Source organism: Nonomuraea terrae (assembly GCF_004348995.1).
GTDB lineage: Bacteria > Actinomycetota > Actinomycetes > Streptosporangiales > Streptosporangiaceae > Nonomuraea > Nonomuraea terrae.
Genome location: NZ_SMKQ01000095.1, coordinates 1 through 15,648, shown reverse-complemented (window position 1 = coordinate 15,648; position 15,648 = coordinate 1). Strand labels below are relative to the sequence as shown.

The window sequence follows — 15,648 nt, the reverse complement described above, 5'->3', positions numbered from 1 at the left end:
GGATGTGGTGAGCGATCAACTGTCGGCGGTGTTCGACCTCGTCGAGGTCCGCGGTCTGGTGTCGGGCGGTTTCGCGGCGCGGGGGCCGTGGGTCGCGCGCGCCCCCATCGTGGATCCGCTGAAGTTCTTCGCGATGGTGAGCGGCCGGGCCCGGTTGACCACCGACGGCATCGACGCGCCGATAGAGCTGGAGCCGGGCGACGTCGCGATCGTGAACAACCGGTCGTGGCTGCGGTTCGAGGGCGGCGCCGGCGACGGCCCGCCCCGCGAGGTCGCCCCTGAAGAGGGCGATCCCTTCACCAGCCTCGCGGGTGCCGACCGCGACACCGACGACGTCGTCATCGGGACCGCGATCGACTTCAACCCGGCCGGCCGGGCCCTGCTGCTGCAGGCGCTCCCGCCCGTGGGGCACGTGAGGGCGTCGGCCGCCGCCGCGACCAATCTGCGCGGGTGCCTCGACCGGGTGTTCGCCGAGGTGTCCGGCAACAGGATCGGCTCGGCGTTCGCGATGCGGCAGCACGGCCAGCTGCTGCTGCTCGAGGTCCTGCGCGCCTACGCCGACCAGGAGCGACTCCCACCGGGATGGCTGCGGCTGCTGACCGATCAGCGTCTGCGGCCGGCCCTCAGCCTCATGCACGCCGAACCAGGAAAGCCTTGGGGGCTGCAAGAGCTGGCGAGCGCGGCGGCGATGTCCCGTACGACCTTCGCCGAACGTTTCCGCACGACGGCGGGCATGCCGCCGCTGACCTACCTCAACCGGTGGCGGATGCTGCTGGCGCAACGGGCTCTCCGCGACAGCGACGTCAGCATCGGATCGCTGGCCGCCGACCTGGGGTACTCCTCGGAGAGCGCGTTCAGCACCGCCTTCAAACGCGGGGTCGGTGAGTCACCGCTGCGCTACCGGCACCGGGCGCGCGCTGAGATGTCGGCTCGCGCGACAGCCCTCGTGGAGTCGGCGGGCGGGCTGTAGACGCCGACCGCACGTACGGCGCCGGCGGAGCCCGCTCATCGGCGGGCCGAAGCGCCGCAGGCTGCCGAAAAGCGCCTCTCCTCACGCTGGAGGGCGTACAGGAATTCGTGATCTCCGGGACGCTGTGGCGGTTGAGGCGGGGCGGCTAGGGTCTTGGGCATGAAACCTGCGGATATCTCCCTTTTGCATGCCCTCGGCGCCCCGACGATCTCGCCCGACGGGAAGCATGCGATCGTCGCCATGACCAGGCCCGACCTCGAGGCGGACGAGTACCGCGGCGGCCTCTGGCTGGTCCCGACGGACGGCTCCGCCGAGCCGCGCCAGTTGACGAGAGGCCCGCGCGACGGGGAGCCCGCATACTCGCCGGACGGGGCCTGGCTGGCCTTCGTACGCGGCGGCGACGGCGCCAAGCCGCAGCTCTACGTGATTCCCACGGGCGGCGGCGAGCCGCGGAAGGTGACCGACCAGCCGCTCGGTGTCAGCGAGCCGGTGTGGAGCCCCGACTCGCGACGGCTGGCGTTCGTCTCGCGCGTGCCCGAGGAGGGCCGGTACGGCGAGACGAAGCCGGACAAGGAACGTCCGCGCCGCATCACCGGCTTCAAGTACCGCCTGGACAATCTGGGCTTCTTCATCGACCGGCGTGCTCACGTCTTCATCGTCGATCCGTTCGCCGAGGAGCCGTCGGCCACGCAGGTCACCGAGGGCGACTTCGACCATGGCGGGGTCACCTGGAGCCCGGACGGCGCGCTGCTGGCGTTCGTGGCCGCGCGCCACGAGGAGCGCGACAGCACGCTCACCGGCGACGTGTGGGTGAGCGCTCCCGACGGTTCGGGTCTGCGCCGGGTGACCGCCACCGAGCTGTCGGTGTCCGCGCCGCGCTTCACCCCGGACGGCGACGCCTTGTGCTTCCTCGGCGCCGACGCCGGCACCGACGGCCGCCACCTGATCGCCAAGAACGCCGGGCTCTGGCTGGTGCCGCTCGCCGGCGGCGCGGCCCGCCGTCTCACCGACGAGGAACGCTTCCACCTCCCCGTCGCCCCGTACGTTCCCACGGCCGACGGTGTGCTCGTCACCGTGGAGAACAGGGGCGCCAAGGACCTGCTGCTCGTGCCGTACACGGGCACGGAACCCACCGCTCTGGTCAGCGGCCCCCGCGAGGTCAACGCCGTCGCCCACGCCGCGGACGTCATCGTGGCGGCCGTCGCCGACGCCCGTACCCCCGGCGAGCTGGTCGCCCTCCGCGACGGCAAGGAGACCACCCTCACCTCGTACGGCGCCGGCCTCGACCTCCTTCCCATCGAGGAGGTCACCGGCACGGCCCCGGACGGCTACCCCGTACACGGCTGGATCGTCCGCCCGGCCGGCGAGGGGCCGCACCCCGTGCTCCTCATGATCCACGGCGGGCCGTTCGCGCAGTACGGCTGGCACGCCTTCGACGAGGCCCAGATCTACGCCTCGGCCGGTTACGCGGTCGTTTTCGGGAACCCGCGCGGCTCCTCCGGGTACGGCCAGGCGCATGGCCGGCACATCATCGGGGACGTCGGCCGTCTTTCGGCGCTCGACCTGGTGGCGTTGTTCGACGCCGCCCTGGCCACCGGTGGGCTGGACGCCTCCCGTGCCGGGGTGCTCGGCGGTTCGCACGGCGGCTTCATGACCACGTGGCTGGCCGCTCACCATGGCGACCTGTTCAAGGCGGCGATCAGTGAGCGGGCGGTCAACGCGATCGACAGTTTCCACGGGAGCAGCGACATCGGGTGGTCGTTCGCGCGTGACCTGTACGGCGACGACCCGGCGCGCTGGGTGGAGCAGAGCCCGCTCACGCACGCTGACAAGATCGACATGCCGTTCATGATCATTCACTCCGAGCACGACTGGCGGTGCCCGGTGGAGCAGGCGCAGCGGTTGTTCGTCAAGCTGAGGTTGCGGGGGGTGGAGACGGAGCTGCTGCTGTTCCCGGGGGAGGGGCATGAGCTGTCCCGCTCGGGGCTTCCCAGCCACCGGGTGGCCCGCTTCGAGGCCATCCTCGATTGGTGGGGGCGGCACCTGTAGGGGGCGTTCCCGGCCCTTCGAGCGGCGGCGTGGCCGGGTGAGCTCTCTGTCGTGGGACGTGCGCCGGCCGAAGCGTGCCCGAATGGTCCGGCGCCGTCCTCTACAGGCTGTAGAGTAAGCGCTGCGCCGAGGAAAGGGTTGGGCATGCTGCGCTGGTTCCGGATCGTGGCGGTGGCTGAGGCGTGCTCTTGGGCGGGCCTACTGGTCGGGATGTTCTTCAAGTACGTGACCGAGACCGGCGAGCTCGGCGTGAAGGTGTTCGGCCCGATCCACGGGGCGCTGTTCCTGCTGTACGCGGCCGGGGTGCTGCTGGCGGCGCGGGAAGCGGGATGGAGCCGGGGCGCGGTGGTGCTCGGCCTGGCGTGCGCGGTGCCGCCGTTCACCTCGGTGTGGTTCGAACGGCGCATGGCCGCCCGCGGGGCGGCCGAGCAACTCGCCTGACCTCGGCCGGCCGGACAGCGGGGCCTCATCTTTTTCCGCGGGACGTAGATCCCGCTCTCTCCGTTCGACGCGTCGAGAACCGGTCGCCCCTTCGCTCCGTACACGGCCGACGCATCGGTGCCTCGGCTGCCCGTGCCTCGCCGATGGGAGACGTGCGAGCCGGCCGCCAGGGTGACGCCGGCCCGGGGCTCTGCGATCTCAGGCCGGGTTCTTGTCCGTGTCGGTCAGCCGGCCAGGGCCGTTCACCGCTTTGAAGGTATTGGCGCTTGATACTCCCGATATCGCGGGAAAGCTTCAACAGTCGGGTCAAAGATACCGTTGAAGGCATGGATATTGGCATCAAGGACGTCGCCCATGCCGTCGAGGCGGTAAATGTCATGAGGCTGCTCCCGGGCCGGCCGCGGGTGCTCGCCCTCGGGGAGCCCACACACGGTGAGGACGCTCTGCTGGAGGTGCGGAACGAGCTTTTCCGGCACCTCGTCGAGCAGGAGGGCTATCGGTCGATCGCGCTCGAGAGCGACTGCCTGCTGGGCACGGTCGTGGACGACTACGTCACCTCGGGCACGGGCACCCTCGACGAGGTCATGGAACGCGGGTTCAGCCACGGGTTCGGCGCGTCGGCGGCCAACCGGGAGCTCGTGCGCTGGATGCGCGCGTACAACGACGGCCGCGACGCGACCGAGCGGCTGCGGTTCGCCGGTGTGGACGGGCCGCTGGAGATCACCGGCCCCGAGAGCCCCCGTCAGGCCCTCATCGCCCTCCACGGCTACCTCGCGGCCTGGGTGGACGCGGACCTGATGCCCTGCGACGCGGGAACGCTCGACCGCCTGCTCGGCGCCGACGACCGGTGGACCGATCCGGCCACCACGATGGACCCGTCCCGGTCGGTGGGGCAGACGGCCGAGGCGCGGGAGCTGCGGCTGCTCGCCGACGATCTGGCGTCGCTGCTCGACACGCAGACGCCGCACCTGATCGCGGCGACCTCGCGGGACGAGTGGGACCGGGCGCGCCTGTACGGGCGCACCGCCACCGGCCTGATGCGCTACCACTTCTGGATGGCCGACACGACACCGGGGCGCCTGAGGCGGTTGCTGGGCGTGCGGAGTTCGATGATGGCCGCCAACATCCTCGCCGTCGCCGAGTGGGGCCCGGCGATGGTCTACGCCCACAATCTCCTTCTTCAGCGGGGCACGAGCGAAATGCGGTTGGGTGGTCCGCCGGAGCAGTGGTGGAGCGCCGGCGCGCTCGTGAACGCCCACCTGGGCGAGGAGTACGCCTTCCTGGCCATGGCCATCGGCACGATCCGGCACCAGGGAGTGGGCACACCGCCCCCGGACACCGTCGAAGGCCTCCTGTACGCGCTCCCGGAGGACGGCTACGTCGTCGACGCCCGCCGGCTGGCCGCCGCCCTCGCCGCCGCGCCGCCCGCCCCTCGCGTGTCCCCGTGGTTCGGCTACTTCCCGCTGGATGCGGCTCACCTGGCCGAGTGCGACGGGATCGTGTTCCTCAAGGACCTCCCGCAGGGCTAGGCTCCCTCGGCCTTCAGCGCGGCGCGATGGCGCCCACCCGCAGCCCTCTTCGCGAGCAGCGCAGTACGGCAGCTGATGCCGAGTCTCCAAAGCAGCGACATGCGGCCGGGTGGCGGATGCGGCTTGGGGTTGAGATCCTTCGGCCATGGCGGGTGGGGCTTATCGGGTGGGCGAGACGGCCTTGCTGGCCGTGGTGGAGGAAGCCGAGCCGGTGGTGGGGCGGTGGCGGCGGCGTTTTGACGCTTCCGCTTCTGCCGGGGTGCCGGCGCATGTGACCGTGCTCGTGCCGTTCCTGGACAGTGGTCGCATCGATGCTGGGGTGATCGGTGAGTTGAGGGCGGTGATCGGTGGGCACCGTCCGTTCAGCGTGCGGTTTGACGGGTGTGGGCGGTTTCCTGATGCGCTTTATCTGGCGCCGACGCCTGAGCAGCCGTTTCGGGCGTTGACCGAGGCTGTGGTGGCGCGGTGGCCTGAGGCGCCGCCCTACGGTGGGCAGTTCACGGAGGTCGTTCCGCATCTGACTGTGGCGCATGGGCAGCAGGAGCAGGTGTTCGACGAGGTCGAAGGGGAGCTGGCCGGACGGTTGCCGGTCACGGCCGAGGTCGCGGCGGTCGGGCTCTTCGTCAGCGATGGGGAGCGGTGGCATCAGCGCGGGGAGTTTCCGCTGCTCGGATGAGGCGTCAGCTCAGCAGGCCGTGGTGGAGGGCGCGGAGGACGGCTCGGGTGCGGTCTCTGGTGCCGAGTTTCAGCAGGACGCTGGAGACGTGGTTCTTGACCGTGCCTTCCGCCAGGAAGAGGGCATCGGCGATCTCGCGGTTGGAGTAGCCGCCGGCTAGCAGGCGGAGGACTTCCAGCTCGCGTTCGGTGAGGTCCTGGATCTGGGTTTCGCCGTCCGGGGCGGGTGGGGAGGCGTCACCGTCGCGGATGGCGCGCAGGAGGCGGTCGGTGATCGCCGGTTGGACCAGTGTCCCGCCGGCCGCCAGCGTGCGGACGGCGCCGACGAGCTGGTCGAGGGTCACGTCCTTGAGCAGGTAGCCCCTGGCTCCGGCGCGCAGGGCCTGCAGGGCCAGTTCGTCGTCGTCGAAGGTGGTCAGGACCAGCACCGGCACGTCGATGCCGCTGTCGCGTAGGGCGCGCAGGGTCCAGATGCCGTCGTGGCGCGGCATGCGGAGGTCGAGCAGGACGACGTCCGGTGGGTGTTCGCTGATCGCGGTGAGGGCGGAAAGGCCGTCGTCGGCCTCGGCGACGACCTCGATGCCTGTCGCCAGGTCGAGGAGGCTGCGGATCCCCTGCCGGACGAGGGTCTGGTCGTCCACGACGCAGACGCGGATCAGGTCGGGGACGCCTCCACCCGTGGACGGCTCACCGCGGGTCTCGCCGTTCACCGCGAAGTCGCGGGCCCCGGGGTCGCTGGTCGCGGTGATGTCGTGGGGTGCGGGGTCGCTGGTCGCGGTGATGTCGTGGGTCGTGCTGGGCCGGCCGTTCATGGGGAGGGCATTTCTGCTACGACGTGGAAGCCGCGTTCCGCCCAGAAGTGGGCTCGGCCGCCGAGGGCCTCGGCTCGTTCGGCGATTCCGCGCAGGCCGTTGCCCGGCACGATGCGGTCGGCGCCGCGTCCGTCGTCGCGGGCGGTGAACGTCAGGCCGCCCTTCTCGTCGGCGGTGATCTCGATCCACAGGCGGCCGGCGGCGGCGTGGCGGATGGTGTTGGTGACCACCTCCTGCACGCAGCGGACCAGGGCCGCCGTGCGTTCCTCGTCGGCCTCGACCGCGTCGTCGATGGTCAGGTGCACGACGGGCTCGGGCAGCTCGGCGACGATGCGTTCGAGGGTGTCGCGCAGGTCGGGGGCGCGGCGGCGCAGCTCCCCGACGGTGGTGCGTACGTCCGCGAGCAGGTCGCCGGCCAGGCGGCGGGCGCGGGCGACGTGTTCGCTCGCGGGCGGGGTTGCCTGGTGGGAGGCCACCTCCAGTTCGAGGGCGAGCACGGTGAGCTGGTGTCCGAGGAGGTCGTGCAGCTCGCGGGCGATCCGCAGCCGCTCGTCGGCGCGGGTCGACTCGGCCAGCAGCGCGCCGGCCGTGCGCAGTTCGGTGTGCGCCTCCGCCAGCTTCTGGCGCATCCTGGCCTCGCGGGCCTGGGCGACGACCCCCAGCGCGCTGCCCAGTTGCAGCAGCAGGTAGAGCAGCGCGGCCAGCAGCGCCTCGCCGCTGCCGCCCTGCATCTGCGGGACGGCCGCGACGACCAGGGTGTTGAAGGCGATGACGGCGGCGGTCGTCCGCAAGGGGAGCAGGTAGGCGCTGATCGCCGCGGTGAACACCAGCAGGATCGGCGTCCAGCCGGCCCGCGGAGCCATGAGGACCAGAGCGGGCCCCAGCAGCACCTGCGCGGCGAAGGCGGTGAGGACCACCCGCCGCGGCAGCAGGCCCACGAAATACATGCAGATCAGCAGCGCGCAGCAGAAGGCGGCGAAGCAGATCCACCACCCCGGCAGCCGGGCGACCTCGGCGTTCCCCAGCTGCACCACGCCGACGAAGACGCAAACGAGCGTGACGAAGACGGACGACCAGGCTTCCGGATCCCAACGCCTCACCGCCCCAGCGTATGCGGCGGGATCGCGCCGGTGATCTGCCAGAAGTCATGGGTGCCGACCATGACCGCCGGCACGCGCCGCCGGAAGTGCCCGACCCGTACCGTCGGGGCACCGCAACCCAACGAGGAGCAAGGAGCCGCCGTGCTCGCGATCGAGGTCCGCGACCTGCACAAGAGATACGGGGACACCGTCGCCCTGGACGATGTCAGCCTGTCGGTGAACGAAGGGGAGATCTTCGGGGTGCTCGGGCGCAACGGCGCCGGCAAGACCACCACCGTGGAGACCATCGCCGGGCTGCGCCTCCCCGACCGCGGCACGGCCCGCGTGCTCGGGCTCGATCCGCGCCGCGACCGCGCCAGGCTGCGTCCGGTGCTCGGCGTGCAGCTGCAGGACACCGCGCTGCACACGGCGCTGACGGTCCGCGAGCTGGTACGCCTCTACCGCTCGTTCTACCCGGAGGGCGCCGACCCGGACGAGCTGATCGACTCGCTCGGCCTCGGTCCGCGCAGGAACGTGCGGTTCGAGCAGTTGTCCGGAGGCCAGCAGCAGCGCCTGTCGATCGCGCTCGCGCTGGTCGGCAACCCCCGGGTGGCCCTGCTCGACGAGCTCACCACCGGCCTGGACCCGGAGGCCCGCCGCGCCATCTGGTCGCTGGTCGAAGGGCTGCGCGACACGGGCGTCACCGTGTTGCTGGTGAGCCACCTCATGGAGGAGGTCGAACGGCTGTGTGACCGGGTGGCGCTGATCGACCATGGGCGGGTGGTGGCGACGGACAGCCCGGCCGGGCTGATCGAGCGGGCGGGGCTGGACCAGCGGGTGCGGTTCCGCGCGAGCGACGACGCGTTCGGCACCGCCGTGCTGGACGGGGTGCCCGAGGTGATCTCGGTGGAGGCACGTGGTGACCAGGTGACCGTCACCGGGACGGGGAACCTGCTGCAGGCCGTCAGCGCCGCGCTGGTGCACGGCGGCGTCGTCGTCACCGAGACCCGCCTCGAACGCGCCACCCTCGACGACGCCTTCCTGGCCCTGACGGGGCGTTCCCTGACCGACGAGACCACCGACGAGACCACCGACGAGACCGACACGGAGGACGACCGATGACCACCGCCGTACGCAGCGAGCTCGCACCGTACCGGCCCGGCCCCCGCGCATGGGGGATGCTGGTCGGCGCGGAGGCGAAGATGGTGCTCCGCGACACCGCGGGGCTGCTGACCCCGATCATGCTGCCGATGCTGATCCTGGTGATGGCGGGGTTCTCGGCGGAGGGGGAGAGCCTGCCCAACGGCGTGCAGGTGATCGACTTCTTCGTCATCCCGCTCGTGCTCACGATCGTGTTGTCCACCATCGGGGTGCTGAACATGCCGGGCTTCCTCGCGTTGTACCGGCGTGCCGGGATCCTGCGCCGCCTGGCCGTGACCCCGGCCCGTCCGGCGATGGTGCTGGTCGCGCACGTCGTGGTGAGCATCGCGCACACCGTCGTGGGGATCGGTCTCGCGCTCGCGGTCGCCGTGCTGGCCTTCGGCGCGAATCTGCCCGCGAAGCCCGGCCTCGCGCTGGCCGTGGTCGCCCTCGCCGCCCTGACGATGTACTCCGTGGGGCTGCTCGTCGCGGCGGTCGCGCACAGCCCCAACGCGGCGGTCGCGATCGGACTGGTGCTCTTCTTCGGGATGGGCGCGGGCGGCGGCTTGTTCGGGTCTCCGGGGAGCATGCCCGAGGTCGTCGCCCGGATCGGTGAGACGCTGCCGTTCGGCGCGTCCGTGCATGCGGTCGGCGCGGCATGGGTCGGTACGGCCCCGGAGCCGCGGCACCTGCTGTGCATGGCCGCCGCCATCGTGGTGAGCGCCCTGGTCTCCACGCGCTTCTTCCGCTGGCAGTAGCCGGTCAGCGCCGCCGGCGCAGCACGCCCGACAGTGCGAGCCCGGCCACCACGGCGACCACGCCGATGGCCAACCAGGCAGGTGATCCGCCGGTCAGGGGCCGGCACTCGGCGACGCACAGGATCGGGCGGATCCGTACGAGGTCGGCTCCCTGGAGGATCCACAACAGGCCCAGCAGGACCAGGACGGCCCCACTGGCGATCTTCACGATTCTCACGGCTGTATCCGTTCGAGGAGGGGGATAAGATATTCAGGCAGGCTTAGAAGGTGAGGTTATAAGGTGTCCGAAGAACCTACAAGTGCGTTCCTGCCGCAGCTCGTCGGTCAGGCGTTCAACCTGATGCTCGACGGCCTCTACCAGCGCCTGGTCGAGGCCGGATACGACGACCTGCGGCCCACCCACTGCCTGAACGTCTTCCGGTTCATGGACTGCGACGGCACCCGGCCCACCACCCTGGCCCGCCGGGCCGGCATGACCCCCCAGGCGATGAGCGAGCTCGTGGGCTACCTCGAACAACGCGACTACGTGCGGCGGGTCCCCGACCCGAACGACGGCCGGGGGCGGGTCGTCGTCTACTCCGACCGCGGGGTGCGCGCAGCCGACGTCAGCTCCGCCTACTTCGCCGACATGGAGGCCCGCTGGGGCGCCGTCGTCGGGCCCGACCGGCTTCTGGACGTCAAGTCGGCCCTCGCCGAGATCCTCCGGACGGGCGTTCGGGGTTAGCATCGGCGGCTATGGCCGAACCTTCCTACCTCAGTGTCACCGCGCACGCGTACGACGCCGTGGCCGTCCAATATGCCGATCTCGCCAGGGACGAGCTGGTTCAGCTGCCGTTGGACCGGGCGGTGCTGGCCGCGTTCGCCGAATACGCGCGAGGTCCCGTGGCCGAGCTCGGATGCGGGCCGGGGCGCGTCACCGCGCATCTGCGGGACCTGGGGCTGGACGCGTTCGGCATCGACCTGTCGCCGGTGATGATCGACCTCGCCCGCGAGGAGCACCCCGACCTGCGTTTCGAGGTGGGGTCGATGGACGCGCTGGAGCTGGGTGACGGTGAGCTGGGCGGCATCGTGTCGTGGTATTCCGTCATCCACACGCCGCCGGAGGAGTTGCCGCCGTACTTCGCGGAGTTCCGCCGGGTGCTGGCCCCGGGCGGCTGCCTGCTGCTGGGCTTCTTCGAGGCCGAAGGCGGGCCGGTGACGGTGTTCGACCACGCCGTGGCGCCGGCCTACCGGTGGCCGATCGACGAGCTCGCCGGGCTGGCGTACGAGGCGGGCTTCGCCGAGATCGGGCGGATGTCGCGGGAGCCCCGGGAGGGCGAGCGGTTCCGCCGGGGCCACCTGCTGATGCACAGGGTTTCTGAGGGGACGGAAGTGGCTATGTAGCGGAAAGCCTGGCATACCCCCCAACTGCCTGGAGATCGCCGTGCCGCATCTGTCCCGTCGTCATGTTCTCTCCCTGCTCCCCGCCGCCGGGCTGCTGGCGGTGATCCCGCCCGTGCGGGCCGCGGCGGGCGTCGACCACGGCCGGTTGGTGGCCAACGCCGTGGCGATCTACGCGGGGACGCCCGAGGTCAACGCCCGGCCCGAGGTCGCCGGAAAGCTGGCGGCCGTGCTCCGTACGGCTCGGCAGCGGCTGGACGCCCTGGACGGCGCCGGCGCGAACGAGTTGTTCGCCGGGGTGAGCCTGGGCGGCGACGACGTCAACCTGCGGCTGTCCTTCCAGTACCTGTACGAGATCGCGCTCGCCACCCGGACCCCCGGTGGCGAGCTCGACGGCGACGCGGCCGTCCAGCGGCGGGTGATCGACGGCCTGCAGTGGCTGCACGAGCGCCACTTCGGCGACCAGGCGAAGGGCTACTACGGCAACTGGCACAGCTGGGAGATCGGCATCCCGACCCACGTCAGCAGGACGCTGGCGCTGCTGGCCGAGCGGGTACGCGACGAACGGCCCGACCTGACGGCCGCGTACGTCGCCTCGATGGACGCCTATCTGCGCAACGGCAAGGACGGCGACGTCGACCTCGACTCACGCTTCCACACGGGCGCGAACCTGGCCGACATCACCGGCAACCGGATCCTGCAGGGCGCGCTCACCGGCGACGACGCCCGTGTCGACAAGGCCATCTCCGACCAGGCCACGGTCTTCGCCACCATCGACCCGTACGCCCTGCAGCACGGCGTCGCCGACGGCTACTACGCCGACGGCTCCTTCATCCAGCACCACTCGGTCGCCTACACCGGCTCGTACGGGCGCGCCCTGCTCACGCGGGTCGTGCAGACGCTCAAGACGCTCGACGGCGCCACGAGCACCGGGCCCGACCTGGCTGGGGTGGTGTACCGGTGGGTCGCGGACGGGTTCGCGCCGCTGATCTTCGAGGGCTGGATGATGGAGATCGTCAAGGGACGGGCGGTCTCCCGGACCGCCACCGGCTACACCGACGTCGGGGTCATCGTGGAGGCCGTCGCCGACCTGGCCGACCACGTCACCGGGGACCAGGCCTTGGCGCTGCGGAAGTACGCCAAGTTCCTGCCGGCCGCCGACACGGCCGCCTTCGTCTCGCCGGTCAGCATCGCCCGCTACCAGGCCATCCGGGACTCCGGCGTGCCGGCCGAGGATCTGAACCCGGCCAGGCGGTCGGTGGCGTTCAACGCCATGGACCGGACGGTGCACCGGCGTCCCGGCTACGCCTTCGCCCTCGCCCGCAGCTCCGACCGGATCAGCAAATACGAGTACATGAGCGGCGAGAACCTCATGCCGTGGTTCCAGGGCGACGGCGCCTACTACCTCTACCTGTCGGGGGAGGACCAGCGGGAGGTCTTCGGCGTCGACTACTACACGGCCGTCTCGCCGTACCGGCTGGCCGGGGTGACCGCGCCGGTGGAGGAGCGGCGGACGGTCCCCGAGCTGTACGGCCGGATGTGGTACGAGAACCCGGGGCATCCGCTCAACTTCACCTCGTCCTCGGAGTCCCAGAACGCCTACGTGTACTTCCCGCTGGCGGAGAACGCCTTCTCCGGCGGCGCCACGCTCGGCGAGTACGGCGTGGCCGGGATGGTGCAGTCGGACGACGCCGCCTACGCCGCCAAGCAGGCGGGCCTCCTGCCGGACGACTTCGTCGCCTACCAGAACGCCCGCGCGACCAAGTCGTGGTTCCTGCTGGACGACGAGATCGTCGTGCTGGTCGCGGACATCTCTGGACAGAGCGGACGCGCCGCGACGACGACCGTGGACAGCCGCATCGCCGCCCCGGCCGACACGATCACTCTCACCGGCGAGCGCCGGGACGGCGCGGCCTGGCAGGCCGGCGACACCGCGCCGCCGCGCTGGATCCGGTACGCCAACGGCACCCGCGGCACCGCGATCGGCTACGCGTTCCTCACGGGCCAACCGGTCGAGGCCGGGGTGGAGACGGTGACCCGCAGTCGCAGGGTCGTCCGCGCCACCAACCCCGACACCCGGATCACCAAGCAGGTCTTCACCGCGGCGATCCACCATCCCGCCGCCGGGGACGTGCCCGCCCTCGCCTACGCGCTGGTCCCGAACGCCACGGAGGCCGCTCTGCGCCGTTACACGGACGGGCCGCTGAGCGTCCTGGCGAACGACGGGCGCGTGCAGGCGATCAAGCACAACCGGCTCGGGATCGTCGCCGCCAACGTCTTCGCCGCCGGCCGGCACCACGCCGAACGGGTGCAGATCGACGGCCCGGCCTCGGTCATCGTGCGCTCCGGCGAGCGTACGGTGGTCGCGGTGTCCGACCCGACGATGGACCGCGACCATGTCACCGTCGTCCTGCGCGGCGCCTCTCTCCGCCTCGACTCCGCCGACGAAGGGGTGACGGCACGCCGGGTCCCGGGCGGCACCGAGATCCGGGTGAACACCCACCACGCCCACGGGCGGACGTTCACCGCGACGCTGCGCTGACCTTCTACAGGATCTCCCCCCCTACAAAATGGGCATCAGCCCCAATAGCGGACATGGGTCTCCGTGGTGAGACTGGGATCCGGGGCGGCCTGCGCCAGGTGCCCGCGAGATCGATGGAGGTCCTTGTTGAACGCCCCGCCGGCAGACGCGGCCACCGGCTCGCCGCTGGAGATGGCCGCCAAAATCGTGCCCGTCGCGGCCGTCCTGGCGTTCCTCGGGGCGTGGGAGCGCAGCCTGCCGGTGATCGGCGAGATCGTGGTCGTGGGGTTGCTGGGGGCGTCCGTGCTGGCGGCGGTGCACCACGCCGAGGTCGTCGCCCACCGCGTCGGCGAGCCCTTCGGCTCGCTCATCCTGGCCGTCGCCGTCACCGTCATCGAGGTCGGCCTCATCGTCACCCTGATGGTCTCCGGCGGGCCGGGAGCCGCCACGCTGGCCCGCGACACGGTCTTCGCCGCCGTGATGATCACCTGTAACGGCATTTTCGGCCTGTCGTTGTTGATCACGGCGTTGCGCGAGGGCACCGCGTCGTTCAACGCCAAAGGCACCGGCGCCGCGCTGGCGACCGTGATCACGCTCGCGACCCTGAGTCTCGTGTTGCCCACGTTCACGACCAGCGTGCCCGGTCCCGAGTTCTCCGGGGTGCAGCTGGCCTTCGCCGCCGTGGTCTCCCTCGCGCTGTACGTGCTGTTCGTGTTCGTGCAGAACGTCCGCCACCGTGACTACTTCCTGCCCGCCCCGGGGCCCAAGGTCCGCCCGCTGCGGCCCGCCACCGCCAGACCCGGCGGCGTTCTCGTCGCCGAAAGAATCGAGGAGGACGAGGAAACCGACACCGAGGACCACGCGGCCACGCCGTCGCTGCGGACCACCCTGACCAGCCTCGCGCTGCTCATCACCGCTCTCGTCGCGGTCGTCGGACTGGCCAAGGTGGAGTCGAAGACCATCGAGGCGGCCGTCTCCGGGGCGGGGCTGCCGCACGCCGTGGTCGGCGTGGTCATCGCCCTGCTGGTGCTGCTGCCGGAGACCCTCGCCGCGGCCCGCAACGCCCAGCGCCGGCGCATCCAGATCAGCCTCAACCTCGCGCTCGGCTCCGCCATGGCGAGCATCGGCCTGACCATCCCGACCATCGCCGTGGCGTCGATCTGGCTGGACGGCCCGCTGCTGCTCGGGCTCGGGGCCGTCCACATCGTGCTGCTCGGCCTGACCGCGCTCGTCGGCACGCTCACCGTGATCCCCGGCCGCGCCACGCTTCTCCAGGCCGGGGTCCACCTCACCCTGTGCGCGAGCTACCTCTTCCTCGCCGCCGTCCCATGAGCCGGGACGCCGGTCAGCGGGACGCGCGGTGCAGGATCTCCTCCTCGGTCAGCGGGGCGGGCGGGTGGTGGGTCAGGCACTGCGGGGTGCGGATCAGCACCTCGGGGACGCCGTCGCTCACGGCGTAGAACTGCCCGGTCTCCAGCCGTCCGACCCGGTCGGCCCGGCCGCCACGGGAGCGCGCCAGCGTCTGGACCACGGAGATCTGCGTGGGGCTGTTCATCCGGCCGATGAACTGGGTGGTGGCGTTGCCGGCGATCTGGTTGTGCAGCCCGCGCGGCGCCTGGGTGGCGAAGACCAGGCCGAGGCCGTACTTGCGGGCCTGCGAGGCCAGAGTCAGCGTGCTGGCCAGGGCCTCGGTCTTGGGGGTCGCCGGTACGAGGGCCTGGGCCTCGTCCATCACGTACAGACCGGTCAGGGGGCGGTCGCCGGCCGGGTTGCGCTTGATCCAGGAGAACAGGGCCATCTGGAGCCGGCTGACGAAGCCCGGCCGCGCGTCCTCGTTGAGGCCGACGAGGCTGATGACCGACACGCGGGCCCGTCTGCCCGCCGACGGGGTGAGCAGCCGGGCCGGGTCCACCGGCTCGCCGTCGCCCGCGAAGAGCGGGTCGTTGATCGTCGCCGCCGTCAGCAGCTGCCCCAGCTCGGCGGCGATGATGTCGGCCCGGTCGATCCTGCCGGCCTCGAACGGCAGCGCGGCCAGCATGCCGAGGAACGCGGCGAAACCGCCGCCGCCCGAGCGGGCGAAGTGTTCCAGCGCCTGGCGGAGCACGGCCTTGCCCTTGCGGGCCTTGGCGGTGTCGCCGTCGACGTTCGCCCGGGGGGCGAGGGCGGCGACGGCCAGGCCGAGCGCGGAGTCCAGCTCGTCGCGGTCGTCGAGGACGGCGGCGAAGTCGGGGAGCGGCTGGAAGCTCAGCGGGCGGCCGCGGGAGCGTCCCGGCGTCCAGATCACGACCTCGGCC

The 15,648-nt window shown here is 71.5% G+C and carries 15 protein-coding genes; 11 read left to right on the top strand and 4 right to left on the bottom strand.

Going from position 1 to position 15,648, the window contains the following annotated elements:
• Window positions 1-7 precede the first annotated feature (7 nt).
• The 5 genes from E1286_RS26455 to E1286_RS26435 all read left to right on the top strand — a co-directional run bounded on the left by E1286_RS26455 (window position 8) and on the right by E1286_RS26435 (window position 5,665).
• Window positions 8-970, top strand: coding sequence for an AraC family transcriptional regulator (locus tag E1286_RS26455; RefSeq protein ID WP_246075174.1), 963 nt, complete (start codon window positions 8-10; stop codon window positions 968-970).
• Between the two features lie 159 nt (window positions 971-1,129).
• Window positions 1,130-3,019 (top strand): S9 family peptidase, encoded by a 1,890-nt coding sequence (locus tag E1286_RS26450; RefSeq protein WP_132616528.1) that lies wholly within the window; start codon window positions 1,130-1,132, stop codon window positions 3,017-3,019.
• A 144-nt stretch (window positions 3,020-3,163) separates the two neighbouring features.
• Window positions 3,164-3,460: a DUF3817 domain-containing protein gene (locus tag E1286_RS26445; protein WP_132616526.1), complete on the top strand. Its 297-nt coding sequence runs from the start codon at window positions 3,164-3,166 to the stop codon at window positions 3,458-3,460.
• Between the two features lie 326 nt (window positions 3,461-3,786).
• On the top strand, window positions 3,787-4,989 hold the full coding sequence (locus E1286_RS26440) for an erythromycin esterase family protein (RefSeq protein WP_132616524.1): 1,203 nt from the start codon (window positions 3,787-3,789) through the stop codon (window positions 4,987-4,989).
• A gap of 145 nt (window positions 4,990-5,134) precedes the next feature.
• Window positions 5,135-5,665, top strand: coding sequence for a 2'-5' RNA ligase family protein (locus E1286_RS26435; protein ID WP_132616522.1), 531 nt, complete (start codon window positions 5,135-5,137; stop codon window positions 5,663-5,665).
• A gap of 4 nt (window positions 5,666-5,669) precedes the next feature.
• On the opposite strand, the gene E1286_RS26430 is transcribed toward E1286_RS26435, so the two are convergent.
• Both E1286_RS26430 and E1286_RS26425 read right to left on the bottom strand, forming a co-directional pair.
• Window positions 5,670-6,476 (bottom strand): response regulator, encoded by an 807-nt coding sequence (locus E1286_RS26430; protein ID WP_223190404.1) that lies wholly within the window; start codon window positions 6,474-6,476, stop codon window positions 5,670-5,672.
• A complete protein-coding gene (locus E1286_RS26425) occupies window positions 6,473-7,576 on the bottom strand; it encodes a sensor histidine kinase (protein WP_132616520.1) in 1,104 nt (367 codons plus the stop codon). Before E1286_RS26425 ends, E1286_RS26430 begins: the two co-directional genes overlap by 4 nt.
• Window positions 7,577-7,717: 141 nt before the next feature.
• Here E1286_RS26425 and E1286_RS26420 point away from each other — a divergent pair, with 141 nt between their 5' ends.
• On the top strand, window positions 7,718-8,677 hold the full coding sequence (locus tag E1286_RS26420) for an ABC transporter ATP-binding protein (protein WP_223190403.1): 960 nt from the start codon (window positions 7,718-7,720) through the stop codon (window positions 8,675-8,677).
• On the top strand, window positions 8,674-9,453 hold the full coding sequence (locus E1286_RS26415) for an ABC transporter permease (RefSeq protein WP_132616516.1): 780 nt from the start codon (window positions 8,674-8,676) through the stop codon (window positions 9,451-9,453). Before E1286_RS26420 ends, E1286_RS26415 begins: the two co-directional genes overlap by 4 nt.
• 4 nt (window positions 9,454-9,457) lie before the next feature.
• On the opposite strand, the gene E1286_RS26410 is transcribed toward E1286_RS26415, so the two are convergent.
• A complete protein-coding gene (locus tag E1286_RS26410; RefSeq protein ID WP_223190401.1) occupies window positions 9,458-9,670 on the bottom strand; it encodes a hypothetical protein in 213 nt (70 codons plus the stop codon).
• 63 nt (window positions 9,671-9,733) lie between these two features.
• On the opposite strand from E1286_RS26410, the gene E1286_RS26405 reads away from it, so the two are divergent.
• The 4 genes from E1286_RS26405 (at window position 9,734) to E1286_RS26390 (ending at window position 14,686) form a co-directional block, all read left to right on the top strand.
• Complete coding sequence (locus E1286_RS26405; protein ID WP_132616514.1) at window positions 9,734-10,177, top strand: MarR family winged helix-turn-helix transcriptional regulator; 444 nt, start codon at window positions 9,734-9,736, stop codon at window positions 10,175-10,177.
• 11 nt (window positions 10,178-10,188) lie between these two features.
• Complete coding sequence (locus E1286_RS26400; RefSeq protein ID WP_132616512.1) at window positions 10,189-10,836, top strand: class I SAM-dependent DNA methyltransferase; 648 nt, start codon at window positions 10,189-10,191, stop codon at window positions 10,834-10,836.
• Between the two features lie 40 nt (window positions 10,837-10,876).
• Window positions 10,877-13,375: a polysaccharide lyase family 8 super-sandwich domain-containing protein gene (locus E1286_RS26395; protein WP_132616510.1), complete on the top strand. Its 2,499-nt coding sequence runs from the start codon at window positions 10,877-10,879 to the stop codon at window positions 13,373-13,375.
• Window positions 13,376-13,501: 126 nt separating this feature from the next.
• The gene (locus tag E1286_RS26390) at window positions 13,502-14,686 is read left to right on the top strand and encodes a calcium:cation antiporter (protein ID WP_223190399.1); all 1,185 of its coding nucleotides are present in this window, start codon (window positions 13,502-13,504) and stop codon (window positions 14,684-14,686) included.
• A gap of 13 nt (window positions 14,687-14,699) precedes the next feature.
• Here E1286_RS26390 and E1286_RS26385 read toward each other — a convergent pair.
• Window positions 14,700-15,648 (bottom strand): ATP-binding protein (locus E1286_RS26385; protein WP_132616508.1); only part of this gene is annotated, 949 nt, incomplete at its 5' end.